The 26,968-nt window shown below is 42.6% G+C and carries 26 protein-coding genes and 1 riboswitch; of the genes, 13 read left to right on the top strand and 13 right to left on the bottom strand.

What is annotated here, in order from left to right:
* Nucleotides 1–45: 45 nt before the first annotated feature.
* Nucleotides 46–1,302: an MFS transporter permease gene (locus J8Z23_RS06965; protein ID WP_301658810.1), complete on the bottom strand. Its 1,257-nt coding sequence runs from the start codon at nucleotides 1,300–1,302 to the stop codon at nucleotides 46–48.
* Nucleotides 1,303–1,521: 219 nt separating this feature from the next.
* On the opposite strand from J8Z23_RS06965, the gene J8Z23_RS06960 reads away from it, so the two are divergent.
* Nucleotides 1,522–1,887: a VOC family protein gene (locus J8Z23_RS06960; protein ID WP_005393412.1), complete on the top strand. Its 366-nt coding sequence runs from the start codon at nucleotides 1,522–1,524 to the stop codon at nucleotides 1,885–1,887.
* A gap of 100 nt (nucleotides 1,888–1,987) precedes the next feature.
* A complete protein-coding gene (locus tag J8Z23_RS06955) occupies nucleotides 1,988–2,371 on the top strand; it encodes a hypothetical protein (RefSeq protein WP_012841882.1) in 384 nt (127 codons plus the stop codon).
* 91 nt (nucleotides 2,372–2,462) lie between these two features.
* Here the strand turns inward: J8Z23_RS06955 and J8Z23_RS06950 are convergent, their stop codons facing one another.
* Both J8Z23_RS06950 and J8Z23_RS06945 read right to left on the bottom strand, forming a co-directional pair.
* Nucleotides 2,463–3,197, bottom strand: coding sequence for a hypothetical protein (locus J8Z23_RS06950; RefSeq protein ID WP_012841883.1), 735 nt, complete (start codon nucleotides 3,195–3,197; stop codon nucleotides 2,463–2,465).
* Between the two features lie 31 nt (nucleotides 3,198–3,228).
* Nucleotides 3,229–3,387 (bottom strand): hypothetical protein, encoded by a 159-nt coding sequence (locus J8Z23_RS06945; RefSeq protein ID WP_005377784.1) that lies wholly within the window; start codon nucleotides 3,385–3,387, stop codon nucleotides 3,229–3,231.
* A gap of 527 nt (nucleotides 3,388–3,914) precedes the next feature.
* Nucleotides 3,915–4,014: riboswitch (glycine riboswitch) on the top strand.
* A gap of 122 nt (nucleotides 4,015–4,136) precedes the next feature.
* Between J8Z23_RS06945 and J8Z23_RS06940 the strand changes: the two genes are divergently transcribed.
* Nucleotides 4,137–5,513 carry an alanine/glycine:cation symporter family protein gene (locus tag J8Z23_RS06940; RefSeq protein WP_434635250.1) on the top strand — a complete coding sequence of 459 codons (1,377 nt, stop codon included), beginning with the start codon at nucleotides 4,137–4,139 and terminating at the stop codon, nucleotides 5,511–5,513.
* A gap of 115 nt (nucleotides 5,514–5,628) precedes the next feature.
* On the opposite strand, the gene J8Z23_RS06935 is transcribed toward J8Z23_RS06940, so the two are convergent.
* Together J8Z23_RS06935 and J8Z23_RS06930 are read right to left on the bottom strand one after the other, a co-directional pair.
* Nucleotides 5,629–6,195 carry a hypothetical protein gene (locus J8Z23_RS06935; protein ID WP_005393418.1) on the bottom strand — a complete coding sequence of 189 codons (567 nt, stop codon included), beginning with the start codon at nucleotides 6,193–6,195 and terminating at the stop codon, nucleotides 5,629–5,631.
* Nucleotides 6,195–6,830, bottom strand: coding sequence for a LysE family translocator (locus tag J8Z23_RS06930; RefSeq protein WP_005393419.1), 636 nt, complete (start codon nucleotides 6,828–6,830; stop codon nucleotides 6,195–6,197). The genes J8Z23_RS06935 and J8Z23_RS06930 overlap by 1 nt, the downstream gene beginning before the upstream one ends.
* 223 nt (nucleotides 6,831–7,053) lie before the next feature.
* Between J8Z23_RS06930 and J8Z23_RS06925 the strand changes: the two genes are divergently transcribed.
* Nucleotides 7,054–8,526, top strand: coding sequence for a carboxypeptidase M32 (locus J8Z23_RS06925; RefSeq protein ID WP_182036546.1), 1,473 nt, complete (start codon nucleotides 7,054–7,056; stop codon nucleotides 8,524–8,526).
* A gap of 70 nt (nucleotides 8,527–8,596) precedes the next feature.
* On the opposite strand, the gene J8Z23_RS06920 is transcribed toward J8Z23_RS06925, so the two are convergent.
* On the bottom strand, nucleotides 8,597–9,547 hold the full coding sequence (locus tag J8Z23_RS06920) for an LpxL/LpxP family Kdo(2)-lipid IV(A) lauroyl/palmitoleoyl acyltransferase (RefSeq protein ID WP_041853039.1): 951 nt from the start codon (nucleotides 9,545–9,547) through the stop codon (nucleotides 8,597–8,599).
* Nucleotides 9,548–10,243: 696 nt separating this feature from the next.
* Here J8Z23_RS06920 and J8Z23_RS06915 point away from each other — a divergent pair.
* Nucleotides 10,244–11,671, top strand: a complete 1,428-nt coding sequence (locus tag J8Z23_RS06915) for an APC family permease (RefSeq protein ID WP_301658806.1) — start codon at nucleotides 10,244–10,246, stop codon at nucleotides 11,669–11,671.
* A gap of 74 nt (nucleotides 11,672–11,745) precedes the next feature.
* Here the strand turns inward: J8Z23_RS06915 and J8Z23_RS06910 are convergent, their stop codons facing one another.
* Together J8Z23_RS06910 and J8Z23_RS06905 are read right to left on the bottom strand one after the other, a co-directional pair.
* A complete protein-coding gene (locus J8Z23_RS06910; RefSeq protein WP_434635290.1) occupies nucleotides 11,746–12,081 on the bottom strand; it encodes a DMT family transporter in 336 nt (111 codons plus the stop codon).
* A 173-nt stretch (nucleotides 12,082–12,254) separates the two neighbouring features.
* Nucleotides 12,255–12,641 carry a hypothetical protein gene (locus J8Z23_RS06905; RefSeq protein WP_268844983.1) on the bottom strand — a complete coding sequence of 129 codons (387 nt, stop codon included), beginning with the start codon at nucleotides 12,639–12,641 and terminating at the stop codon, nucleotides 12,255–12,257.
* Nucleotides 12,642–12,981: 340 nt separating this feature from the next.
* On the opposite strand from J8Z23_RS06905, the gene metA reads away from it, so the two are divergent.
* The 7 genes from metA to J8Z23_RS06870 all read left to right on the top strand — a co-directional run bounded on the left by metA (nucleotide 12,982) and on the right by J8Z23_RS06870 (nucleotide 23,089).
* A complete protein-coding gene (gene metA, locus J8Z23_RS06900) occupies nucleotides 12,982–13,923 on the top strand; it encodes a homoserine O-acetyltransferase MetA (RefSeq protein WP_006741610.1) in 942 nt (313 codons plus the stop codon).
* A 178-nt stretch (nucleotides 13,924–14,101) separates the two neighbouring features.
* Nucleotides 14,102–14,827: a type IV pilus biogenesis/stability protein PilW gene (pilW, locus tag J8Z23_RS06895; RefSeq protein ID WP_301658805.1), complete on the top strand. Its 726-nt coding sequence runs from the start codon at nucleotides 14,102–14,104 to the stop codon at nucleotides 14,825–14,827.
* A gap of 269 nt (nucleotides 14,828–15,096) precedes the next feature.
* Nucleotides 15,097–16,026 (top strand): phosphate/phosphite/phosphonate ABC transporter substrate-binding protein, encoded by a 930-nt coding sequence (locus J8Z23_RS06890; RefSeq protein WP_114322401.1) that lies wholly within the window; start codon nucleotides 15,097–15,099, stop codon nucleotides 16,024–16,026.
* Nucleotides 16,026–18,185, top strand: a complete 2,160-nt coding sequence (locus J8Z23_RS06885) for an EAL domain-containing protein (protein WP_434635249.1) — start codon at nucleotides 16,026–16,028, stop codon at nucleotides 18,183–18,185. Before J8Z23_RS06890 ends, J8Z23_RS06885 begins: the two co-directional genes overlap by 1 nt.
* A 157-nt stretch (nucleotides 18,186–18,342) precedes the next feature.
* Nucleotides 18,343–21,510: a response regulator gene (locus J8Z23_RS06880; RefSeq protein WP_434635248.1), complete on the top strand. Its 3,168-nt coding sequence runs from the start codon at nucleotides 18,343–18,345 to the stop codon at nucleotides 21,508–21,510.
* Nucleotides 21,511–21,519: 9 nt separating this feature from the next.
* A complete protein-coding gene (locus J8Z23_RS06875; RefSeq protein WP_434635289.1) occupies nucleotides 21,520–21,996 on the top strand; it encodes a hypothetical protein in 477 nt (158 codons plus the stop codon).
* Nucleotide 21,997: 1 nt separating this feature from the next.
* Nucleotides 21,998–23,089 (top strand): outer membrane protein, encoded by a 1,092-nt coding sequence (locus tag J8Z23_RS06870; protein WP_114322404.1) that lies wholly within the window; start codon nucleotides 21,998–22,000, stop codon nucleotides 23,087–23,089.
* Nucleotides 23,090–23,133: 44 nt separating this feature from the next.
* Here J8Z23_RS06870 and J8Z23_RS06865 read toward each other — a convergent pair whose 3' ends face one another.
* The 5 genes from J8Z23_RS06865 to J8Z23_RS06845 form a co-directional block, all read right to left on the bottom strand.
* Nucleotides 23,134–23,748, bottom strand: a complete 615-nt coding sequence (locus J8Z23_RS06865) for a sugar O-acetyltransferase (protein WP_109168409.1) — start codon at nucleotides 23,746–23,748, stop codon at nucleotides 23,134–23,136.
* 208 nt (nucleotides 23,749–23,956) lie between these two features.
* Nucleotides 23,957–24,268 (bottom strand): hypothetical protein, encoded by a 312-nt coding sequence (locus tag J8Z23_RS06860; RefSeq protein WP_005393448.1) that lies wholly within the window; start codon nucleotides 24,266–24,268, stop codon nucleotides 23,957–23,959.
* 208 nt (nucleotides 24,269–24,476) lie between these two features.
* A complete protein-coding gene (locus J8Z23_RS06855) occupies nucleotides 24,477–24,911 on the bottom strand; it encodes a DUF962 domain-containing protein (protein ID WP_012841889.1) in 435 nt (144 codons plus the stop codon).
* Between the two features lie 77 nt (nucleotides 24,912–24,988).
* The gene (locus J8Z23_RS06850) at nucleotides 24,989–25,342 is read right to left on the bottom strand and encodes an MmcQ/YjbR family DNA-binding protein (RefSeq protein ID WP_005393450.1); all 354 of its coding nucleotides are present in this window, start codon (nucleotides 25,340–25,342) and stop codon (nucleotides 24,989–24,991) included.
* Nucleotides 25,343–25,366: 24 nt separating this feature from the next.
* Nucleotides 25,367–25,849: a MarR family winged helix-turn-helix transcriptional regulator gene (locus J8Z23_RS06845; protein WP_046874878.1), complete on the bottom strand. Its 483-nt coding sequence runs from the start codon at nucleotides 25,847–25,849 to the stop codon at nucleotides 25,367–25,369.
* Between the two features lie 110 nt (nucleotides 25,850–25,959).
* Here J8Z23_RS06845 and J8Z23_RS06840 point away from each other — a divergent pair, with 110 nt between their 5' ends.
* Nucleotides 25,960–26,847, top strand: a complete 888-nt coding sequence (locus J8Z23_RS06840; protein ID WP_114322406.1) for a DMT family transporter — start codon at nucleotides 25,960–25,962, stop codon at nucleotides 26,845–26,847.
* Nucleotides 26,848–26,968: the final 121 nt, after the last annotated feature.

Genomic DNA, 26,968 nt, shown 5'->3' with positions numbered 1-26,968 from the left:
TAGAGTACATGGAGGAACGCACACTTTGTATCTAGAAAATCATAGTCATATGTAGAGCATGAACTTTTCAGGATTGTGTTCGATGACTAAGGCCAACACGTAAACAACGAGGCTTGTTGATATCAAGCCAAACAGAAAACTGACCCGAAATACCATCGTTGTTATCGTGATAAAACCATAGGCAAATACACCACTATTAATCATAGCGTACAAATTATCCAGACCAAAACTTGGTAAGGGTGCGCTAATAAATAGGAGTGAAAACATCATAATATTTGAAAATTTTTTAACCCAACTTGGTTTTTGTAGATAAAAACCCGAAATAGAAAAGGACAACAACAGCAATGGCACTAACCCATAATAAGTAAATTTGTAATATGGCGTAATCCAATCTGAACTCTGGTTTAAGAATAGTATTATGCAAGTAACAATGGTCGATGATAGCGCTAAAGAAAAACACTTTGTTCCTTTGTAACGTTTGTCTTCAAAGTTAAATAACTTAAAAATTCCCACTGCAATACCAAGAACAACCCATGCAAATGTCACTAGCTGTAAAAATGCGATCTCTTCGCGGATGGCAAAAAAGCCAAAGTAAATAGCATGATAAAAAGACCAAACCATACCAATTGGTAAACCCAAGGAGAGTTTTTCTAGGAGAATTTCTGACTGCTCTTCGTAATGAATAGTCCACCATACTAGTGCGACATAAGCGAGCAACACACCAAAAATGACAACATATTGCGCTTCTGAGATACTGATAATCATTGGAACTAAGGCTAGGGTTAAGCCAATGATAACAAATAGAATCTGGTAACAAATCGCGGGTAATGTGCAAATAAGTCGCCAAAATACCCTACCGATATCTCGAAGAAGTTCGTAGGTTTGAGCGATAAAATAAGCAACAGCAGCGATAAGAAGCAACACTCCACATAGTTTCATCAGGTTAACTAAGTTAAATAGTTTCACCCAGTCACTGCTTTCTTCGGCTTGCTTCAGCTCTTTTTGAGCGTCATCAATGTGAGCGAGTTTCAATAAGGCATTTTTTCTGTCTTCATTTTCGAGAAAGTGTCCAAACTCTTGGTTTGCTTCACTCTCCGTTATCACTCCATTTTTGTAAAGAAGATAGATAGTTGAAAGGCTCACTCTTTCTATTTCTGTAAGATCACGAATTTTTTCTTTATTATTAATTTCATTGATAGTTAAAATTTGACTTTCTTTCTTTTCTATATTTTTTGCTGAAATACTTAATGAACATGTAACACAAAAAATAATAATTAACAGTGAACTAATCGTTTTACACATATGAACGGGATTGCTTTTGACAAGGAAATGTCGAGAAGATAAATGGAATCAAATACAAAGCAAACGATATGTTCATATGCTCGATCCTGAGCCAATAAAATTGAAAGTGATACTTCTCACTATTTCAAACAAGGTACTTTAACTTGGTCTACTGACAGAGCCTGTCTTACCCTTCCGTTAGATTCAACCTCATACTTCTAGTAAATTGAGAAACAGACCATGCTAACTATCAATTCATTCGTCCTCTATGTTGAGGACATCCACGTAAGCCAAGCTTTTTACTCGAAACTATTTGATTGTGAGGTCACGTTTTTGTCTCCAACATTTGCTTCTATGCCACTCGCAAATGGCTTAAAACTGACACTCAAGCAAAGTGATGTTCTTTCGCCTTCCAGCGACATCAAAGGTGGTGGCACCGAGTTATCATTTGCAGTGCGCAACCGCCATACGTTAGAGCACGTTTACAACAGTTGGAAAAACATGGGCGTTGAGTTTGCTCAACCACCAATGACTTCGGTGTATGGCTTAAATTTTGTGGCTACCGATCCGGATAAACATCGCATTCGCGTTTTTATTAGTGAATAAAAATGCGTTAAAAATGCTTTTTACCCATTCCCAATGTGACTTCAATAAATTAGACTCAGGGAAACATCAAAAGCTGCGTAGTATATAAGAAGGAATGCCCATGAGCTCAAGTATGATCCTTAGCGAATCTCTAATCGAGAGTGGAAGAGATATCCCCCTCAAAGAACTGCTTTATGCAAAGCGCGTGCTGGATAACTACATGGCGGTAGCAAAAGAGAGCAGCCCACTTGAGCTGTTGACAGAGATGAAATCGGCAGCAAAGCAAGTGGAATACTTTACCACTACGAGTAACCCGTGTGAGGCTCGTAATGTCATCAGTCAGATGATTGAAAAAATCGACACCGCGGAATCTTTTGAGTCGTTCAAGGCTTTAGCAGGCAAGCCCTCACTAGCTCTCAATGAACTGATTGAAGATCGCGCCCAACTGATTAAACATGAGCGAGAATTGCTGCTTGCTTCAGGCTATGACGCCTCGCGTATCTAAGAATAAACGCTAGCTCCCGAGTTTAAAGCTAGCAACGAAAAAGGAGCTCTTAAAGAGCTCCTTTTACTTTCCAAAATCAGGTATAAAAGATCTAGAGGCCGATATCTTCAGTTATTGCTTTGATTTGCTTGAGATCCATTTTATAAACTTCAATCATTTGATCGACCTGACTTAGTCGTGAATTGGCTTCATCGTGTTTATCACACGCGTCCGATTTCACGTCCCAAGATTTACCTTCCAAAAATACATCACACTCTTTTTTGAGTTTCTCGATCTTAGGCAATAATTTCGCCCTTTCTTTCTCTAGAGACTCCAATTCTTGCGAAATTTTCAGCTCTTTTTGAAACACCTCGCGCGATCGTTCAAAGATAGTCGCTTGCATATCCGCTTGACGACTCAACTTCTCATTTTCCGACTTCGTCGTATTGATCTTATCTGCCTGTTGTTTCAATTGAGACTCTAGCGACAAGTTAACTTTCTCGACCTCAGTCAATTGCTTTTGTAACTTCTTAAGCGCTTTCTCGTGCGCTTCATCTTTCGCAACGAGCAGTTCAGTGACTTTATCTTGTATTTCTTGGTCGAGCGCTTCTTCGCGCACTTTTACTTGAGACACCAACTGCGTTTTATCTTGCGTCAACGCTTGGTATTTTTCTTCTAGCACATGATAAGTCGATTCCCACTTGTTCGCAGTGACAATCGATCCAACAAGGCCACCAAATGCCAAGCCTAATACCGCAGCAATCGCGATATAGATATGAGTACGTTTGTCACGCTCTTCAATGACAACAACGTCGTCTTGTTCTTCCATCTTGTTCTGAGAACTCACCGTATACTACTCCAAGGACTCTTTTACTTTGCTAGCGGATCAATTCCGCAAACATAATCGATGCTGTATAAATCAGAAAGGCGCCAATTAATGTTATAACGGTCGCTTTTTGGACTTTTTCATTGGTTCGATAACGAAACAGCACAAATGCTACTGCAATCAACACCGCAATGGCTAATAATCTGGTCATACCGCCTCCTTGTCCACTCATGAAAAACTGCCTAGGTCCATAGACGGTTTCACAAAGATTTATTGTAACTCATTTATACGCCCCATAAGGTCAACTTAGCGTAGATTTTAAAATAAGTGCTTCGATTTTAATCAAATTTGTGTTCTCAATTGAATAACTTATACCGCAATAATCGAAACATATTTATCGTTCTGAAGTGTATTCTTGGTTCTATTTCCTAGCCCAATGAGTTTTGTTTATGCAGTTGCTCACACAAAAACTTGGTAAATGTAGCTTCGTGAAAATAAGTAGGGTTATTTCGTTGAAAATAAATTGATATAGGGTGTTGAAATGGACCAAAAACATGATAGAGTTCACACGTTAATGATGACCAGCATCATTAACTAACCTTTACTCATTTAATTGAGTAATTGTTCCGATGAAGACTGCAGGAGAGTGGTTATTAATCAAATTTTAACATTTGATTAGCATAACTCGCCGAAGAATTAACTATTTCAGGTGCTACCTAGGTAGCGGGGACTGTAGTTGGAGGAACCTCTGGAGAGAACCGTTAAATCGGTCGCCGAAGGAGCAAGTCTTGCACTCACGCAAGGTGAAACTCTCAGGCAAAAGGACAGAGGAGTGGAAAGTTACAACCTAACTATTTTGCTTGGCCTTCCCGCCTACAACCAATAGCTTAGTTCTTTTAGAGATCGTTGATCTCGTCCTTTCCCTCTTCTCCTTATTAGTTGTTTTATTAAGGGGAAATCATGAACGACCTACAATCTTTACTACAAACCATCGATAATTTTGTCTGGGGTCCACCACTGCTTATTTTGCTAGTGGGTACCGGTGTTTACTTCACTTTTAGCCTCGGCTTGATCCAGTTTAAACATCTCCCAACAGCGCTAGCGATGGTATTCAGTAAAGATAAGTCATATGATAAACAAGGTGACGTTTCTAGCTTTGCAGCACTTTGTACTGCGCTCTCTGCAACGATTGGTACTGGTAACATTGTTGGTGTTGCCACCGCGATCAAACTTGGTGGACCAGGTGCCCTATTCTGGATGTGGCTCGCCGCCCTTTTCGGAATGGCGACTAAATACGCCGAATGTTTGTTAGCGGTTAAATACCGAAGAGTCGATGATAAAGGCCAAATGATTGGTGGCCCGATGTACTATCTGCAATACGGTGTTGGCTCAAAAGCCCTCGCGATCATGTTTGCAGTGTTTGCTTTGGGTGTTGCTTGTTTTGGTATTGGTACGTTTCCACAAGTAAACGCGATTCTGGATGCAAGTGAGATATCTCTCGGTGTTGACCGTGAGCTCTCTGCCTTTGTACTGACTCTTTTGGTTGCTTTCGTAACTTTGGGTGGCATCAAATCCATTGCTAACGTTGCAGGAAAAGTGGTTCCTACCATGGCTGTATTTTACGTGTTGGCGTGTTTAAGCGTGATCATCATGAATGCAGACCAATTGTTCAACGCCGTTGAATTAGTGTTGGTATCAGCATTTACATCAACAGCAGCGACTGGCGGTTTCTTAGGTGCAAGTATCATGTTGGCGATCCAATCAGGTATCGCTCGTGGCGTATTCTCAAACGAATCTGGTTTGGGTAGCGCGCCTATGGCAGCAGCGGCAGCGAAAACAGACTCTTGTGTGAAACAAGGCCTGATTTCAATGACAGGTACCTTCTTTGATACCATCATTATTTGTACCATGACGGGCCTAGCGTTGATCCTTACTGGCGCATGGCAAAGCGACTTTTCTGGTGCAGCAATGACGACTCATGCCTTTGCGGTAGGTTTGAATGCGGATACATTTGGCCCAATGCTGGTGTCAATTGGTTTGATGTTTTTTGCATTCACAACCATTCTTGGATGGAACTACTACGGTGAGCGTTGCGTTGTGTTCCTCTTTGGTACAAAAGCGGTGCTTCCTTATAAGCTGATTTTCGTTGGTTTGGTGGCATCAGGCGCGTTCCTCCATCTAGACATGATTTGGCTACTCGCCGATATCGTAAATGGTCTGATGGCGATTCCTAACCTAATCGGTTTGATCGCACTGCGTCACGTCGTACTGGCAGAAACCAAGCTGTTCTTTAGCTCAGCATCGCAATCTGATGAAATTGAAGCAGTAAAAGCTTAGTGACATGACAAGTGTTCAGTAATGAACCGTCAATCGCTGAAAGTAAATTGGAAATGGTAAAAAACATAAAGCCCGCTGGTATTCAGCGGGCTTTATTTTATCTTAAGCTAGGCGGTTAATCTCTCAACCATTGATGCTCAACCTTTTCTCCACGTTCTTGAAAAAACTTCGCATTTTTTTGCTTGAATTGATCCGACTTCAGCTCTGATAGCGGCCAGTCTGAAAACGCCTCTGTTACGAACGAATCTCCAACCCCAACTTCAATCGATTCAAGATGCTTCCCGATGTAGCGATAAAAGTAGCTCTGCCCCAGTGCATCACAAACCATCGGCACATGTCTCATGCGTTGATGGTTGACGGATACTGAAGCCCAAGTTGTCGTTTTAGGTTCGCAGCTTTGCTCTTTTACAACATCAACTTCAAATTTATTGTCCATTGTTGTCGAGACAAAAACGACAATACCGTCATTCATATACACACGTCGAAGTAACAGCTGTTTCGTATCTTGAGTTCGCGTCTGTTGTATTCCATTGGAAAATGGCTCGAAATAGCCCCAGTGCCAAGACCAGGTCATGCCACGTTGCGCAAACTGTACCTGTGGCCATGTCTGCCAAACAATGGCACCAACCACGCCAGTAATAAACACAACGAGCAATATCAAAAGGTGGTAAATATTGCGCATTACACGGGCTTTTCAATCAATAACTTTACGCCAAGTGCGACTAAGACAGCGCCCGTCGCTCCTTCCATCCACTTCATAAAGCTTGCATTCTTTAACAGGCTCTTAGCTGAGTTAAGTGCGCCAGCCAAACCACACTGCCAAACCATCGCAATAATAAAGTGCACGGATGCCATCATCATTGATTGAAGCAAAGGAGAACCTTCTGGATTCACAAACTGTGGCAAGAACGCCAAGTAGAAAACTGCCGTTTTTGGGTTCAAGACGTTAGAAAGAAAGCCCTCTCTAAAAGAGCGTTTGCCATTAAACACTTCATGAACCTGCTCAGTCACTGACAAACCATTCTTCGACGACATCAGGGCTTTTAAACTGCTCAGACCAAGCCAAATAAGATAAGCTGCACCAATCATTTTTACGATTTGGAACAACTCTGCAGATTGCGCCAGAATGGCCGAAATACCAACCGCTGAAAAGAAAGCATGCACAAATAAGCCAAAGCAAATCCCTAAACTGGTTGTACATCCGTCTTTTAAACCCGCGCGACTGGTATTACGGATAACAAGGGCCGTATCTAAACCCGGCGTTAGCGTTAAAATAGTGATGGCAATAATAAATGCCTCAAAATTCAAGATATCCATATTATCGTGATAATTAATTGTTAATCCGTCATCAATACCGTCAATCCACGAGATTCGCAAGCTTCTTTTTTAAGAGAGCTATACAACTGGGTGAATTTATGGACAATGAGTGACGATTAATTGTTAATTATTAGTAAATTAACGCAGGTTGTTTCGTGCAACTCGACGTAAAGGACCCGTTATCGGGTGTTTAGGGAAAGAACAAAAGAATAAGAGTAGTCACATGAAAGCATTTACAAAACTCATTGAACATTCCAAAAAAGTGGCAAATTTTGAGCACCTCTCTGCCATCATAGGTTGGGACCAAGCAGCGGTCATGCCATCTGGTGGCGCTGAAGCGCGCTCCAATGCTATGGCAGAGCTTGATGTACACATCCACTCATTGATGACTCAGCCACACTTGGGCGAACTTTTCGCTCAGGCAGAAGAAGAGACGCTATCTGCAAGTGAAAAGTCCATCCTACGAGAAATGAAACGTGAATGGCAACAAGCTAACTTGCTACCAGAATCATTAGTTCAAGCTCAATCTCTTGCTGGCTCCAAATGTGAACATGCATGGCGTACGCAACGCGGAGAAAATGACTGGTCTGGCTTTGAAAAGAACTGGGCAGAAGTCGTCAAACTATCGCAAGAAGAAGCGCAAATTAGAGCCGAAGCAAACGGCACAACCCCTTACGATGCCATGCTTGATATTTATGAACCAGGCACAACGTCTGCATCGTTAGACACGCTTTTTGCTGACGTAAAAACGTGGCTACCTTCCTTGATAGACGAAGCGCTTGAAAAACAGCAATCAGACAACATCTTATTGCCAACTGCGCACTACCCTGCGGAAAAACAAAAAGCGCTGGGACTGGAAGTCATGAAGCTACTTCAATTCGATTTTGAACACGGTCGGCTTGATGAAAGTGTCCACCCATTTTGTGGCGGTGTGCCAACAGATGTGCGTATTACAACACGTTATGATGAAAGCGAGTTTGTCCAATCATTGATGGGGATCGTCCACGAAACTGGCCATGCCCGATACGAGCAAGGGCTACCAAAAGATTTAGCAGGAACACCAGCTGGTCAAGCCCGCTCTATGGGAATTCATGAGTCACAGTCGCTCTTCTTTGAAATGCAAATAGGACGAAACAACGCATTTATCGACCATCTTGCTCACATGGCTTCCAAGCATTTTTCTGGAGATGAGTTTGAAAAAGACAATCTAGCCAAAATCTACACTCGCGTAGAGAAAGGCTTTATTCGCGTAGATGCGGACGAATTAACATACCCTGCCCACGTTATTCTTCGATATGAGATTGAACGTGATCTTATGAACGGTGCCATCAAGCATACAGACGTACCAGAGCTCTGGAACGAAAAAATGAAAGCGTATTTGGGACTCTCAACGGAAGGCAATTTCAAAAACGGTTGTATGCAGGACATTCATTGGACGGATGGAAGTTTTGGATATTTCCCGTCCTACACTCTCGGTGCGATGTACGCAGCCCAGTTCATGGCCGCAATGAAGCAAACAGTAGATGTGGACGCGGTTATTCGCTCTGGCGATCTGACGCCGATATTCCATTGGCTGTCGAAGAACATCTGGAGTAAAGGCAGCTTATTAACAACAGATGATCTCGTAAGAGAAGCAACGGGTGAAACACTAAATGCTAAGCACTTCCAAGCGCACCTAAAAGGCCGCTACTTGTAAATAGAAAAAGAATAGAACGTAAAAGCCCAAGGTTCGTATGTTCCTTGGGCTTTTTTAAGCTCTTTCTATGCTATGCCAAGCTAGGGATAAGTCTGGGCTTGTACAAACAATCCTCGCCTTCAGGTCTGGTTTTAAACCGACGGTGAAGCCACATATATTGGCTCGGACTTGCCATGATTGACGTTTCAACTATCTTATTCACGAAAACTGCCGCACCTTGAGGATCTTCTTTCGGGAAACCGTCGACTGGCGCACTAATCGTCAAGGTATAGTGTCCGTCCTTTCCTCTTACCATCGTAAAAGGCACGATGGCACAATCTGTCGAATCAACCAGCAGACTTGTACCTGTCGTCGTGCAAGCATTTTTAACGGCAAATAATGGCGCAAACGTTGAGCGTCGGTTTCCATAATCATGATCCGGTGCATACCAGACCCGCTCACCCGTTCTAAGCGCTTCAAGCATGGCTTTAACGTTCTTGCGATCAATAAGCGTACGATTAGAGCGAGAACGTCCCTTGTATTGAAAGTAATCAAAACACGGATTGTTGTTTGGGCGATAAACACCAGTTCCAGACTTTTTAATGCCAAAAGCACGAGCACCTAACTCTAAGTTCATCGAGTGTACGGCCAACATTAATGCCCCTTTGCCTGATTTTTCTAAAGCCTCGAGGTGCTCCATTCCTTTTATCGTAACGTGTTTGTTTACCCGTTTATCAGACCAAAACCATGCCATCGCCGTCTCAAATAGCGCAATACCTGTATTGTCGATATTGTCTTTTAAAATTGCTTCGCGTTGGCATTCTTCCATCTGAGGAAAGCAAAGCTCAAGATTGCGCCTAATCGTAACTTGACGTTTTTTCATGATTCGCATAGCTAAACGGCCAATGCCACGTCCTAATGCTAACTGAACTTTGAAAGGAAGGAGACTGAGTAAGTACATTACGCTGATGATAATTAAGGTTCCCCAGTAACGAGGCAAAAGAAATTCAGCCTTGAATTCAGGCTTTTGGTATTTATTCATGTGAGTATTGTCAGATGTGCCCATCTATAAGTGATAAAAACAATGATAATGGACTGCACTTTTATCATTGATAGCGCTAATAACATAAATTAAAGCGCGCGGATTCTATGGTTCTTCGACACACTACACAATAAGAACTTTGCAGAAATATGTAGGGGGATGAAAAAGCAGCAAAGATGAATCACCACGTTAACATCGATTGGAGTGATTAATCTACCGCACTTTCATAAAGTTTGGACAAACATAACTTTGTGTTTTCAATGCTCTAGATAATGGTGTTTTTTTAACCCCATAATGCAGCTATCATGAAAATAACAATAAACATGATAACCATTACCCTGAACAAGTAGGACAACTTTCCGGTGCCACCTTTTGGCGCTTGGTTACAGCATCCCATTGTGTTTCTCCATCGTTTCATTTCGATATGGCGTTAATGTACTCCTTGACCTTAGGGGAAAGTCAAACCTTTACCTAAAGGTTCTAATTTATCGCTATAAGTGTTTATTTATCCGACATATCACTCGTTTATATCCCATGGAAATAAAGCGCGTTGTTTTCAGCTCATTTTCGGATAAATACATACCGTTTTTCGCTATATACCCACTATTTATGAGGAATCTACAATACGCGAGTCTTACTTGTAGCACGCTACTTTTACAACCTAGAAGTTGTGCGCTCATCCATTAAAGGTATCGAATGAGCAATATCGTTAAATCCGCCGTTAAATTGAGTGTTTTCTCTATCATCATGATTACCGTAACTTCGGTCGACAGCATAAGGAACATTCCTGGGGCGGCTTTGTTTGGTAGCCATGCCATTTCTTTCTTCTTACTTGCTGGACTTTGTTTTTTTGTCCCTACAGCGCTAGTGTGTGCTGAGCTAAGTACCACTTATCCAGAGCAAGGTGGTGTATATCTTTGGGGCAAAGAAACACTAGGGCCAAACTTTGGCTTTGCCACCGTGTGGTATCAATACGCTGAAAATATTGTTTACTATCCACCGTTAATTTCATTCATTGTTGCAACGGGAGCCTACCCTTTTTTCCCAGATCTGGCGCAAAACAACATGTTTATGTTGTTGATGATTAATGTGATTTTTTGGGCGTTAACTTTAGTTAATATCTTTGGCTTGCGCCTCTCTTCCCTGATTACAAATGTATTCGGCACCCTAGGTTTGATATTTCCGATTCTATTGATTATCGGATTAGGCGGGTACTGGGCGTATACCCACTCTGGTGAGTCTCATATCTCGCTTCGCCACGTATCTGACTGGTTGCCGGACCTTTCTCAAGATGGGATCGGAGCGGGTTTTACTGCGGTAGTTCTTTCACTGACAGGCCTTGAAATCACGACCTCTTATGCAAGCGAAGTCGAAAATCCGCAAAAAGCCTATCCCAAAGCTCTGCTGATCTCCACAATCTTAATCTTGGTTTCTCTGACGGCGTGCTCACTGTCTATTTCTTCGGTCGTCTCAAGTGACCATTCTAGTTTGAGTGAAGGAGTGATACTTGCCTTCAAAGCTTTTTTTGATGATCTGCACCTCTCATTCCTGCTGCCTGTCATTGCCCTTGCTATTGTTTTTGGCACGCTTGCAAGCCTGAATAACTGGATAATCGCCCCAACTAAAAGTCTGCATGTTGCCGCAAAAGATAGTTTCATGCCGATGTCGCTCGCCAAAGAAAACCGCAACCAAGCCCCCGTCTCATTGTTGCTCTTGCAAGGCGCGATTGTTAGCGTGCTCTCTTTGGTTTTCGTTTTTGTTCCTAACGTCAATCAAGGCATGTGGCTATTGAATATCCTGATGACTCAGCTCTATATGGTGATGTACATCTGTATTTTTGTTAGCTTTTTGGTCTCACGATACAAACACGCAGATATTGAGCGCCCATTTCGAGTTGCGGGCGGAAAAATAGGAATGTGTTTAGTGGCAGGGTTAGGCTTGATAAGTTGCTTGGTGACGATTGTTGTATCTTTTGACGTGCCAGCAGGAATTAGCGCAAAAACTGGGGCATATGCACTGATATTAGGGTTTATCACATTTAGCCTCCCAGCGTTCGCCGCCGTGATGTATCGCACTCGAAAACATCGTCAACAAAGCAAAATGCTTGAGGTACTAGTAAGTTAACTATTGGGTTGACATTAAAAAGCCGCAGCAATTTCTCGCTACGGCTTTTTATTTGGCATCACAAGTAGTATTGGTTATCCGTGTCCTACAGTCCTGGATAACAGGTTAACGATCATCACACCAGTGAGGATAAACCCAATACCAACAAGCGCCGGCAAATCTAGCCGCTGTCCATAAACAAAGCAGCCAATCGTCGCAACTAAAACAATACCCGCCCCACTCCATATGGCGTAAACAACCCCAACAGGCATCGTTTTTACCGTGACGGAAAGCAAGAAGAAAGCAATGCCGTAACCAATCAGAACGACTGTACTCGGCATCATTTTCGTAAATTGCTCTGTTTTGGGAATATAGGAAGTGGCAATCACTTCGCATACAATCGCGATCGACAGCGCCAACATTGGCGGCATAGAGACAAGCATTTTGAACATAAGGCATTAACGCTCAACAGAAATGTAACCGACAACACGTCCGGATAATTAGGTCGCGCATTATACCCAACTCATCTCTCGATGGAATACCTCTTACTCAAGCAGCTTCAAAATGCAGGATTCACAGCGTGATCACTTGAATATAGAGACATTCACACGCCATCGCTTTCACTCACTTCTTGATGAGTAAGCGACAGGCCTGCTTTTTGGTGCTGCCGAGCAATTTCAAAGTAGATGTGCATATCAATTGGCTCTGGTGTATTGAGTAGCATCTTGCCCACTTCTCGTTGAAAGTGACCATAATTACCTAACTCATCCGTCAGCCCTAGCTGCTCGTAAGAAGCTTCATTGGCAAACATTCCATAGGCATACTGATAATGACTTAGATCCTTGCTCTTATCATAACCAAGCTCTTGAAGGGCTTGATCAATTTCTTTCGGCGTATAAGTGTCGTTATCGCCAAACAAGCGCAATAGTACGCTAGGAACCTCTTGAGCGATGCTCTGAATTTTTGTCTTTCTTTTAAAAATACCGAACATAATGTCCTCCACTGACGATGTTTCCAAATACACACTTTAATGCATATTGGTGAGCTGATTGTTTTTAGTATGGCTCATTAATCTGAGACTTCCTTACAACGAAGTCACTTTCGCATATTAACGTGATCACATAATTACCAGCAAATAGTACGACCAGCGTTTCAAACATATCTCATCAGAAACTCCGCTCTAGTCACAATTGTGTGACAGCTTCGAGCTCGGTTTACCATAATGTAAAGAGTAGATTGAAAAGTCATATTTCGTATCGACATCTAAACTTAATTAAGTTAGCTTTAGAAGTATAGACGTCTAGATTGACTATACTTAGGGAGAGAAAGTCGTGCCAATTAGAATTCCAGATCAATTACCAGCTACCGATGTGCTAAGGACAGAGAACATCTTCGTAATGAGTGAAACGCGTGCTGCGAGTCAGGAAATACGTCCTTTACGAGTGCTGATCCTGAATCTGATGCCAAAAAAAATAGAAACTGAAACTCAGTTTTTGCGTCTACTCTCAAACAGCCCATTACAAGTCAATGTCGAGTTATTGCGCATTGATAACCGCCCAAGCAAAAATACGCCAACCGAACATTTGGATACTTTTTATCGTCAATTTGAAATGGTGAGAGATAAAAATTTCGATGGCATGATCATTACTGGTGCGCCACTAGGTTTGGTTCAATTTGAAGATGTCATTTATTGGGACCACCTAAAAACCATCATGGAATGGGCAAAAGATCATGTGACATCGACTCTTTATGTCTGCTGGGCAGCACAAGCAGGGTTGAAGTTGCTCTACGATCTACCTAAAAAAACGCGTAAAGAAAAACTTTCAGGCGTGTACCATCACCAGATTCATCATCAATTCCATCCTATGTTACGTGGGTTTGATGACACATTTTTAGCGCCTCATTCACGCTATGCCGACTTTTCACCTCACTTTTTAGAAGAACATACCGACTTAGACATCCTAGCCACATCGGATGTTGCAGGTGTTTACTTAGCTACAACAAAAGACAAGAGAAATGTGTTTGTTACTGGGCATCCTGAATACGATTCGCATACCTTACATAACGAATATATCCGCGATTTAAGCGAAGGCATGGAACCAGCCATTCCCGTCAACTACTATCCAAACAACAATCCTGATAATCCACCAATTGCCAGTTGGAGAAGTCATGGACATCTCCTCTTTTTAAACTGGCTGAACTACTGCGTTTACCAGCAAACACCTTATGATCTTGATCACTTCAGTGAAGACGCTTTTACTAAAGACGATTAACCTCAAAGTACGTAAACAAAGCGCTCATGATGTCTAAATGTAATATGTGAACCAAGCCGCCATATGGCGGCTTTTTCATACCAGTTTGCAAACCTGATCGCATAGTGTTTTTTCCTCAATAGGCTTTTGCTACGTAATTCATATCATGCTGGGAGATTCAGGGATGTAGGGACAAAGAATGAAAACAACAAAGCTCGGTGCACTACTATTAATCTCTCAGTTTGCACTTGTGGGCTGCGTGACGGTGAAAGAAGATGGTAGCCCTGTCGTTAAAGCCGATCCTGTAGCAATGGCAGAATCACGTATCGCACTTGGCCTAGGTTATTTAGAAGGCGGCAATATGATTCGCGCGCATGATAACTTGCAACAAGCCTTAACCCACGCACCTCAATACTATCGTGCTCAGTTATCGATGGCTCACTACTATGAAACGGTTGGTGAAGATGCTAAAGCCGAGCAAATGTATAAACGCTCTCTACGCCAACACACCAAAAACGGTAACGTGCTCAATAACTACGGCACCTTTCTTTGCAAGCGGGGTAACTTCGAGAAAGCCGATCAAATGTTTAATCGAGCCATTGAGCAGCCTTATTACTATCTCATTCCGGCCAGTTATGAAAACGCCGCATTTTGCGCGTTGAAGTCACAAGATAAAGACAAAGCGAAATATTACTTCGCCCGAGCTATTGATCATGACCCTCATAGGCCAAAATCTATTTTGCAGCTAGCCAAGCTAGAAATTGATAGCGGCAATTACACTGAAGCCAGAATTCGATTAATGAGATTTAATCAAATGTATGGCGTTAAGAAACCCTCTTTACAGCTCATGATTCAACTTGAACGTGCAGCAGGTAATGAAGCACTCGAGAAGAAATATCAAAAGCAATTGGAGATATTTTCTTAACACGACATCATGATAAAGAAGGTGTACTCGCTCACAGACACTACTGAACTTGACTAAGAATCCAGTGAATTAAAACCCACGGTGAAACATTCATCCTGTACATAAACTTCAAATTCGGTACTATTTGAACGGAATAAGTGACCAAGTCACATTATAAAAGTGCGCTAGTAAAACGAAATTTGTACATCATACTGTTTCTACTATTGATTTGGGGCGCATTGATAAATGCTAAATATTACTGACATGCACCAGAAGGAAGTTGAAGCCGGATGAAACCTGCCTGCACTCTGTTATCACTCACTTTGCTGAGTTCGCCTTTTGTCGTCAGTGCACAAGAAAATATTGAAAAAACATTCACGTTTGGCATTGTTTCCAATAAAGCTCAAAGCAAAATCAAAAAGTCGACGCCTTTTACGCAGTACGTGACCAATGGTTTGGCCGGATACGGATACACCAAGGGTGCTGTAAAAGTATTTAAAAATTATCGCCAGCTCGCGGTGGCACTAAAAAATGGCACCGTTCAAATTGCAACAGCCACCCCCTTCAATGCAATGACCCTCGAGGCAGAGTCTGGCAGCCAAGCCATTGCCATACGCTGGAAAAAAGGTTTACAAAAATATCATACGGTATTCTTTACCCACAAAGAGAGTGGTATCGAGTCGATTTCTGACCTGCGCGGAAAAACACTTGTTTTTGAAAAGCGTACATCCACCAGCAGCTATTACTTACCCGCTATTACACTGCTTAATCAAGGGGAGAAATTAGAATACCTCCCCTCCTCCGATGACAAACCAGCCAAAGACAGTATTGGATATTTATTCCTTGACGAGCACTTGGCTCAATCGAATGAAATCAACCTTTCAGTATGGGTGTATAAGCAGAGAGTCGCAGCAGGAGCGTTCAGCAATTTCAATTGGAGCAACCCTAAAGATCTTCCAGAAAGCATGAAAGACAAACTAACGATTTTCGCTCGCTCGGTAGAAATACCTAGAGACTTAATTCTCGCCTCTCCGACCTTAAGCCAAGATCAGCAACATAAAATCACGTCAATATTGCTCGGTATGGAGGCATCTCAGCAAGGTGCTTTAGCACTTAAACAGTTCCAAAACACGAAAAAGATCACCGCTCTAACGCCAGAAATGTCCGCGTCCTTAAATACCGTTCGAACATCTATTCACTTGTTACCGAAGGTGGATTGATGTTCCACAAACTCTCACTCGAAACTAAATACATTTGCTCGACCATTTTTGTTGTCCTGTTTGTCGTAGTGATAAACCTCGCACTATATATGCATGGTTACGATACGTACTCAAATAACTTAACCCGCCAAATCACCGAGAACTCACAAGAAAAAACAGAGTCTTACGTCAAGCAAAAAGGATTGGTTTACGCAGAGTTATTATCAAAGCAACTTTTTGACCCACTCTATACGGATAATATCAGCCAAGCATACGAGCAGATTAAAGCAACATTAAGCCAACCAGATGTCTCGAAGATACACGTTGTTGATAATGAAGGGCTAATCTTTCACGACGGTACGACTCAGCTGAGTATGTTTGCCCAGCCTCATTACCGTTCTCGCTTTATTTTAAAAGCAATAGAAGAGTCTAGAATTCTCATTTCTTTTTCTAAACATCAATTAGAAATTGCGGCACCGATTCAGCAATCGAATATCACACTGGGCGCGGTGTATCTTGAACTCAACCTAGCGCATCTATTAGAAGAGAAAGAACAAAACATTGCTCAAGTACAAGCGCTTACCTCAAACGATAAGCAAAAGATGTTTAACTTGCTGCTCACGATCAGTGCGATATCCGTTCTGCTCGGAAGTGCCATCGCGTATGCTTTGGGTCGCTCATTAATAAAACCACTCAAACAACTTAAAGAACAATTTACAGAGTCAAATACTCAAGCACTGCCAATCACTGATATAAAAAGTAAAGATGAAGTGGGTGATCTTATTTCGGCGTATAACAAAATGTCGAACAAAGTGAACCGATACACAAGCCGGGTGGAGTTCATGGCGTATCACGACATTCTTACCTCCCTGCCTAACCGAGAAAAGTTGCTCATTGATATCCAAAAGCAAATAACGAACCGCAAATCACCCTCACTCGCGGTTGTTTTTATTGATCTGGATGACTTTAAACATATTAACGATAACTACGGGCATAGCATCGGGGATAAATTGCTAGGTCATATCGCCTCTGAACTTCAAGGTCGTTTGCCGAGTTACTTCCAGCCTCTTTACCGTCTTTCAACCATCGTAAGCCGAGTCGGCGCTGACGAATTTGTGCTGGTCTTTCCATGCAAAGACAGCCTCCACGCTAGAGAAAAAGCGGACGATATTCATCGCCAATTGCTTTCTCCTTTTAATTTGGAAGAGAACGATATTCAAATTACGGCAAGCCTTGGAGTCGCGGTGTATCCGGAATTTGGCTCAAACGCAGAGTCTCTTTTACAACTCTCCTCACTGGCGGCGCAAGAATCTAAACGACGCGGCAAAGATATCATGACGATATACGATTCCGCGTTTGATGAGACCGTGAAGCAGCGCTTATACATAGAAAAGGAACTGCGCCGCTCAATACGTGATTTATCTCAGTTCGAGCTTTGGTATCAACCCCAGTTCGACCTCAACACCTACCAGTTGATTGGTGTCGAAGCATTGGTTAGGTGGAATCACCCAGAGAAGGGTTATATCAGCCCAGAATTATTTATCCCGATTGCAGAACAAAGTGACTTAATTTTAGAGCTTGGTGAATACCTCATCGAGACAGCAATTAGCCAGCGAGCACAATGGGCGGGTCATTTCACTGCTGATTTTCATATCGCATTAAATTTGTCTCCTAGGCAGATCTACCGCCAAGATTTAAGTCAGCTCTTTTCGAAATATTTACAACAATATCAAGTCCCCCCTCAAACCATTCATGTTGAAGTGACAGAGTCTCTGTTTATTGATGATATTGAGAAAGCGCAGTACGTGCTCAAAAAATTACAAGCTAACGGCGTAGAAGTGTGGCTAGATGATTTTGGAACTGGGTACTCAGCCCTCGCCTACCTACAACAAATGTCGTTTGATGGGCTTAAAATTGACCGTTCATTTATCGCTCAAATCCAAAACAATGAACAAGATGATTCATTAGTCCGTGCGATTATATCCATGGCTCATAACCTAAGAATGAGAGTGGTAGCTGAAGGCATAGAAACCCAGACCCAACTAACAAGGATGGAATCGCTTCACTGCGACGTTGTTCAAGGCTTTTTCTTGGGTAGACCGGTGCCGGCAGAAGAAATCATAGAGTTTGAGCAACAACGCCAAGCAATAGATGACTCAACCGCCAGCAACTATGCTTAACTGAATAATTTATCGCGTTCATTTAATTAAAGGGGATTCGTTCTGCAATATTGGTCACACTTCGCCATCTCGCAAGTATGAATTTCCTCTTAAAATCTAACATTTGAGATAGGTAAACTACACTTTTCATATCAACTCTTTGGATATGGAAACGCGTGTGGTCGGGATATTTGCTTGGAACAACCTGTCTGTAAAGCAGAAACTTTTTGGATTGGTCCTACTACCAATCTTATTGTTATTGCTTCTGGCGGGCAAACATGTACAAAACCTCTCTATCCAAGCTCAAGAACTTCAAAAAGCACAACTCTTCTCCCAATATATAGATCGTGTTTCCTCACTGTATTATTTGACGAGCGATCCAAGGGTCGCGAATAACGCTCAAGAAACCCGCCAACTCGTTCACACTTTACAAGATACAGCTTCACCTGTTTTTGGTGACAATGCCGATATATTAAATCAGCTCGCGAATTTCGAAGAAGCAACACTGTCAATGCTCTCGTCCAATAGTACAGAAGATAAGTTAGATGCTGCTGAGTGGCGTGCCGACACATTCAAAGAGATTCTTTTGAGTTTGGATAGAGTCTACTTCAGCCATGTAAGTTATGAAACCAACACTCACCTCTCCTCATTGATGCAGCTTGAGTGGTTAATGTTTTGGTCAACAGAAGAACATAGACTCAGCAAATACTTAGTGGAATCCACAGAACAGGGGCAGATGTACGATCCAGCTATCCAAGCCAGTATCCAATCATTAATCCAGAACCAACAACTGCTGTTCGAACGTTTTGTCACACTTAATGCGAATAAGCAGCAAGTCAACCTCCTCATCGAAACCTTTACCGATAATGTGTTTGTTAAAAGCCAAGCATTTCGAACCAATTTGTTGCAGCCAACAAACCTTAGCGTGTTGACCACCGCTCAAATAGATGACGGGTTGTCTGCGCTTTATAAACGCTTAAGTTTATTACGTAACGTTGATGACCAGATGGAACGACAACTTGTTGAGGATATAACCAAGACGATCAGTGAAACAACACAGCACCGCATTGGCTTCATTGCGCTAATGAGCCTCGTGACATTGCTGGTCGTGAGTTTAACCCTGAGGTTAGTGCGCAAGGTCACTGGCAACTTGAATTTAGTCCTCGAATTCCTAAGTCGAGACACTTACGAAGAGGACAACAATGAAAACTCACCACTGACAGAGTTGACCAAAGGGAAAGATGAACTCAGTAAGTTTGCTAAAGAGGTAAAAAAACTGAGTTACGAACGTGAGCAGTCAAGACAAAAGTTAACTCAAGCCAAAGAAGATGCTGAAAAGGCGAAAGATGATGCCATCGAGGCAAGCAAAGCCAAAAGTAGCTTTCTGGCGAATATGTCTCATGAGATTCGAACCCCTTTAAACGGCGTTATTGGCATTTCAGAAGTTTTGTCAGACACGCCGCTAACTGCGACACAACGTGATTATGTCGACACGATAGAAACCTCCTCGCAATTACTGTTGAGCTTAATAAATGACGTTCTGGACTTCTCTAAAATTGAATCTGGTATGTTGCTTATCAGCTCTCATTCAACCTGTGTTCGTGAATCCATCTACGATATTGCTTCTATTATTTCCCCGAAAGCGAAAGAAAAAGGCATCGATGTTCAAGTCAGCATCAGCCGCAATACGCCCTATCACGTTATGTTGGATGATCACCGTATACGCCAAATCATCATGAACTTCATGTCCAATGCCGTAAAGTTCACCGAACAAGGCTGCGTTGAACTCTCTGTCATCACTAGAGAAATCAAAAATGGTGAAGCGAGCATCGAGTTTTCAGTCAAAGACTCAGGGATCGGTATTGATGAGCAGCAACAAAAAAAGATATTTGCTCCTTTCGCCCAAGAAGATAATTCCACCACCCGACAGTTTGGAGGGACAGGGCTTGGGCTTGCAATTAGCACGCAGCTGGTAGAGTTGATGGGCGGTGAGATTCAGCTTGAATCCGAGAAAGGCAAAGGTAGCCGATTTTTCTTCGAACTTACGGCTCCAATTGTGACTCAAGAGTTCAATGGCTATCACTCCCTTAATCACAACGATATATGGATAGTTTGCAACAACTCTACTTTGGAGCAAAAGCTGCGTGACGAGTTGAGCTTTTTCCACATCAGTGTTCAGCAATCAGTAAATACACTGGATGCTCTGCCAACGTGGATTGATAACGAGCGCATCATTGTTATCAACGTAGAAACTTCTCCAAATACCACAGCCAAACATCTAGGTGAAATGAAAAGACTTTGCATGCAAAATGTTCGAGTTTGTCTTATTAAACACCTTCATAGTGCCCAGCGTGATTTTGGTAACAGCATTAGTGCATTGGTCACTCAACCCCTCTTAGGACAGCGCTTAGTAAAAGCACTTGAAACTTGTGCTGCAAACTTCCCTCAAGCAAACAAAGAGAACACGACAACACCCAATACTAAGACTTTCCCAAAAATTTTGGTGGTCGACGACAACACCGTCAATCAAAAAATCGCTGGATTACACGTCACAAAAGCGGGCTTCGACTTTGATATCGCCGTAAACGGAGAAGAAGCCGTAGATATGTTTCAACAGAATCAATACTGCTTAATCTTAATGGATTGCATGATGCCGGTGATGGATGGGTTTGAAGCAACCAAAATGATCCGTCAAATTGAAGCAAAAGAAAAACGGACGGTCAGAATCCCAGTTATCGCGCTAACAGCAAGTGTAGTCGATGATGACATTCAAAAGTGTTTTGATGTTGGAATGGATGATTATGTGCCCAAACCTTTTAAAGCGGGTTTGTTGAAAGAGAAATTAGATAAAGCCATTGGACTACGCATTTCCAATATTGCTTTTGATGAAAAGCGACTGGCAACGAACACCACTCACTCTACTGAAAAAACCTCGCATGCAGAACAATCAGAAGCGACGGTGACGCCTATTCGCTCAGAACGGATTTTGCTCGTCGAAGATAACAGAGTAAATCAAAAAGTCGCTTCGCTGCTTTTATCCAAAGCTGGTTATCAATTTGAAGTGGCCGAAAACGGACAGGTTGCGGTCGAAATGTTCCAAAAAGATGGCGGGTTCGACATCATTTTGATGGACTGCATGATGCCGATCATGGATGGGTTCGAAGCCTCACGACAAATACGCGCCTACGAAGCAAGTAAAGGTCTTCCTAAGACTCCCATCATCGCGCTAACGGCAAGTGTTGTGGATGATGACATTCAACGCTGCTTCGATTCAGGCATGGACGCTTATGTACCCAAGCCTGTTCGTAGAGAAAAGCTGTTGTACCAGATTGAAAATGCGATATAGGTAGCGATGATGAGCGGCGACATTTCTCTCCTCTGTTTTCTTTTGCGCTGCATAAAACGCTACCTATTCATTGTTGTTTTCCTTCTACCCATAGATAGTCAAGTACTTGCTGCAGAGAGCTACGCCGTTTTCTCGTTTAATGGTGAGTTCTCGCCCCTAACCATCAATAAAGCACGAAAGTTATACAGAGGAAAAACGCAACTCTTACAAGGGCAGAGAATTGAGCTGTCTGACTGGCCAGCGACATCAACGGAGAGAGCGGAGTTCTATCGCTACCTTCTCAATAAAAACTTGGCGCAAATGAACGCGCACTGGGCGAGCTTGTCTTTTTCAGGCAAAGCGAGACCACCCAAAGTGATTGCAAACTCTAGCATTGATGCGCTGATCACGTGGATGCAAGAAAAGCCCAATCGGATTGGTTATGCCCCTGCGTCGAGCGTGCCTGGAAATGCTCGCATTTTGTGTGTGGTGAACTCGGAGGATTAATATGAAAAAATATTTGACCATGTTATCACTGAGTGTTGTCGCCTTTCCGAGCTTAGCCACCATTGAGTTATCAGATCACCTGTCTTTGAGTGGTTTTGGTTCGACATCTTGGTCTAAGTCGGATAACTCCACAACGGTTCTCGTCAACCGCTTTATTCATGATGAAGCCTGCTACGATTGTGACACAACCTTCGGCCTGCAGCTTGATTACTTTTACAAGGCATTTCGAGCATCCGCACAGATAGTCAAGCGTCCGCAAGATCATTGGAGCTCGCCCCAATTAGAGTGGGCATATTTAGCTTATACCTATAAAAATGTAGAGATACGTGGGGGACGATTGAGGCTGCCGCTGTTTTTGATGTCTGAGTATAATTATGTCGGTCACGCTTTTACCCAAGCTCGACCACCAAATGAAGTGTATGACAGCATATTAGGCATCACCGCTTACAATGGTTTATCCATTCGCTGGAATCACGACCTCAATGAGCAAATCATGCTTACTGCAATGCCGTTTATAGGGTTTAAAGACAGCAGTGATGTCACCCTCAACGAAGATACTGAACTGAAGATCGAATCAGACAACACAGCCGGAATAAACTTAACACTCAGCGGAAATGCCTACCGTTTGAACTTTTCTTATCTACATGGCGATTATGACCAAACTACGGTTCTCTCCAATACCAAGCAATCCACACCTGAAGGGGGAGCCATGTTAATTGACCGCTTGGTTCTAAAAGAAAAAGGCAACACGATTGACCAGTTTTCTCTAGGAGTAAGGTATGAGCTTGATAACCTTGTGATAATGGCTGAAGGACAAAACAGCAACATTTCCTCCTCTTGGTACGCAACAACGAGTTACAACGTGAATAAATTGACCCCCTACATAGTTTACGGCCAGCAGTTTAATAGCAGTGATACAAAGAATGGGGACAGCTATCTGTTTGGAGTGAGATACGACCTAGATTATAACGTGTCACTGAATGCTGAATGGCAAAAGTTTAACGCCCACAATAACGATACTGGCGCGTTTTCATCAATACCAGAAGATAACAGCGCCAACCTTTACACCCTGATGTTAAATTTCGTTTTTTAACTTTTCTATACTGACACCGTATAAACCGTGGGAATTTACCTTTGTTATCGTTGATACATGTTGTGCGTGATTTGACGCTCTTTGTAATAGAATTCTTTGTCATGTTCGCCTATCTCTCGCAATACACGACACGGGTTCCCTACCGCAACAACATTACTTGGTATATCTTTCGTTACCACGCTACCAGCACCAATTACGCTGTTTTCTCCAATCTTGACGCCAGGCAATACCACTGAGTTAGCGCCAATCCATACATTATCACCAATATGAATAGGGATATTGAATTGCGCAACTTCTCTTCTGAGCTCCGGTTCAACCGGGTGGCCTGCCGTTGCTAGTGTCACATTGGGCCCAATCATGACACTATTGCCAATGTAGATATACGTATCATCGACTAGGGTTAAGTTAAAGTTTGCATACACGTTATCACCAACGTATGTATGCCTCCCCCAATTCGCTCGAAGCGGCGGCTCAAAATAGCAGTTGTCACCAACAGCGCCGAGCAAACGTCGTAATATTTCTGTACGCTTTTCAGATTCAGAAGGCCGAGTTTGATTGTAATCGTAAAGAACTTCTAAACACTGTGTTTGCTGCTCGACTAACGCTTCATCATTACAAAAATATATTTTCTGACTATGAAGCATTGATTCACTATCCATAATATCCTCCGTTCTATCTGCCCAGTAGCTTCAGGCTGCTGGAACACCTCGCAATACAAGTTCCTGTCAAGATTGGCTAACAGAATGCATGATGTCGTTTTTTACAATAAGTTTAATGACATGCTTGCGAGGCCTAACGCAAAATACCGAATAACTTGGAAGAAATATGTGAATCAGACGAGTAAATAACACAAAGATCGATGCAGAGTTAGCTTTGTTTATCTCGATTCATTTTCAAGCGCTTTTCTTTACGTCGTAACGCTCGGAAAAACTTCGACTCCTCATGATACCAGCCGATAACACTAACCGGGAAGCCCACTAGCATCATGATAAAAAGATCCGCGGGCAGTTGCTCCAAAATATCACTCAGGGAGTGCAGCTCACCAAAAATGAATAAACCAATGACTTTACCAAGCAATAGTGCGCAACAAATCATAAAAAAAGACTTCATGATGTAATGCCATTTGCCTTTTTTACGCTCTTCTCGCCAATAGGCATATTTATGTTGTCGGTCGTACATTCATCCCCCAAGTGACAATGTCACTAGCCACAAACATTCAGGCAAAGTAACAGGCTTTAGCTGCACTCTAATGATAGTGTGAATTAGAAGTGAATGCTTGTCATGGCAATGAGAAAGCTGCACATCATGCTGCGCATTTTACGACTTTATGGACGCTAGCATGATCGCGCAATACAGGGAGATATCAGCTTGTTAATTACGGAGTGAGTTAATGTTTTCGGAACACCCAAATTGGACCAATAAGAAGAAACTGCAAATCTTCGAAAAAAGACGGTTTCTTCCCTTCTATTTTGTGACCAATGAACTGCAAGATCCACAGGACACCGAATAGGAGCATCGAAATATGCAGTACGGGCAGCGCCAATACCTCCAAAGACCATATCAGGCCGATGCACGCTAATGTATACCCCAACATCATCATAAAGACGCTGAGAGACAAACGAAAATAGAAAACCCATACCGGTATGACAGCAATCCAGACCCAGTTAAACTCGAAACCCAAGATGGAGATTTGAGGAATTGACCAAATTAGACCGACCACAGATAGGTAAATACCCGGAACTGCGATTGTGTGAATCTTTTGGTTGATGGGGTTTTGATGGCTCTCCCCATATTCTTTTAGCCATTCAGATAATGCTCGCATATCATTCCTACTTTTCCGCCTACTTATTCTTATATAGCTTGAGGATGGAAAAGGTGCGAATTTTTCTGTAATAGCTATTACTGACCAAGCAATGCTCGTTGCACTTTTGGTAGTTTGGCAACGACGAGAGTATAAGAGCGTTCACATAAATCCTGAATCAATCCATCTTCCACATCACCATTAAAATAAACCGTTATCCAGTGACGCTTATTTAGGTGATAACCAGGAGTGATGTCCGTAAACTGCGATGTTAAGACTTCTCCATCTTCTGGTTTTACTTTTACGCTGACATACTCCCGACCGTTTCTCTCTGCAATAATCGCAAACATTTTACCTTTGATTTTGTATACAAGCGCTTCTGGCCCAAATGGGAAATCACTCTCTGCACACATAAAGGTACTTAAATAACCTTCTAACTCTTTGCTTCTCATTCCGTCCCACCCTTCCTGTATCTTTTACTCAAACAAAGGCAATAGTAGCCTTAACGCCTGGTTAACCTGCGCTTTCTCACTACCTTCTAAACCATGTAGCAGCGATTGCTGAACGTCTACATGCTCTAGGATCAACTTGTCAATTAAGGTTAAGCCCTTTTCGGTTAACTCAACGGTGACACTGCGTCTATCTTCTTTACTGTGTGTTCTGGTAATAAAGCCTTTCTTCTCGAGTTTATCTAATCGGTTCGTCATCGCGCCCGAAGTGAGCATCATCGAATCAATTAGCGCCGAGGGAGTAAGGCAATATGGTGAACCTGCTCGGCGAAGTGTCGCCAACACATCAAATTCACCCATCTTAAGATCGTACTTCTTATGTAGGTCTGCGACCCGACACTCCATGTGCTTAGCAATTCGCATTAGCCGACCCATAATTGCCATCGGTTCAGTGTCGAGCTCTGGTTTCTCCTTAGCCCACTGCTCTACCACTCTATCAATTGCGTCCATGGTTTCTCTCCAAACGTCATTTAATTTTTATTTTAACATAAAGATACTTTACAAAAAGTAACCTTACCGATATCTTTACAATTAATTATCTCAACGTAAAGATATTTAACATGAACATTTTGCTTGCAATGATCCCGGCTTTTTTTTGGGGGACAACTTATGCTGTTACTCAGTTTACGCTTCCGGACTGGCCTCCCGTTTTACTTGGTGCGCTAAGAGCATTGCCTGCGGGTCTTTTGCTCCTCGCAATAAAGCCATCTTTCCCGAAAAAGAGTGAATGGAAAGTGCTGCTTGTTTTAGGAACTATCAACATCGCTTGCTTCTTTGGTCTCATTTTTGTCATGGCGTTGACGCTTCCTTCTGCGATCTCAGGTGTCGGTATGGTATCAGTGCCCGTTTTTGCGATGCTGTTTGGCTGGGCAGTCTATAAGCGCCAGCCAAGCGCAATACAGGCAATAAGTGGAGCGACTTTGATTGCTTTGGCTTGGTTCTTATTTGATCCTAGTTCTATTTCGCTCAACCCTATGGGCTTGCTGGCGATGATCTCCGCCATCATGTGTATTGTGGTAGGCAGTAGCGTAACGAAGTCACTAGGAACGAAAATGCATTGGTGGACAGTATTAACATGGCAGCTCATTTTGGGTGGTGTGATTATGTCTGTCGCAACAAGCGTGCTGGCAATAAACAATCCAGAGCCATACGTTACAGCCATTCAAAACTTATCAATGACGAACACCCTTGGGCTGCTGTGGGTGATCATTCTGAACACTGCATTAGGCTACGGCATGTATGTTTGGCTATTGCAGCGTATGTCGGTCGTTGACTTTACTTTTGGTGGCATTGCCAACCCCGTTGCGGGCATTGTGTCAGGTTTGCTGCTATTAGGTGAGACTTTCACCCCTCTCCAATACAGCTTGATGCTAGGGATGATTGTTATGTCATTGCTTCCTCAATTAATCGCTTCATTAAAAACCCAAAAAGCCGCCCTTTCTTCCTAAGTAAAATCCTAACGCCCGATGCTAAAATCGGGCGTTCATATTCTCTGTAAACTCTGTTTGAATTCTAAGACTTCAACAGGCTTTTTATGGAACAGTGAACCCAAAAAGGTTCAGCAATAAA

The sequence above is a fragment of the Vibrio sp. SCSIO 43086 genome (assembly GCF_051132235.1).
Taxonomy (GTDB): Bacteria; Pseudomonadota; Gammaproteobacteria; order Enterobacterales; family Vibrionaceae; genus Vibrio; species Vibrio diabolicus.
The sequence above is the reverse complement of the archived record's forward strand: the minus strand, read 5'-3'. Positions and strand labels throughout refer to the sequence as shown.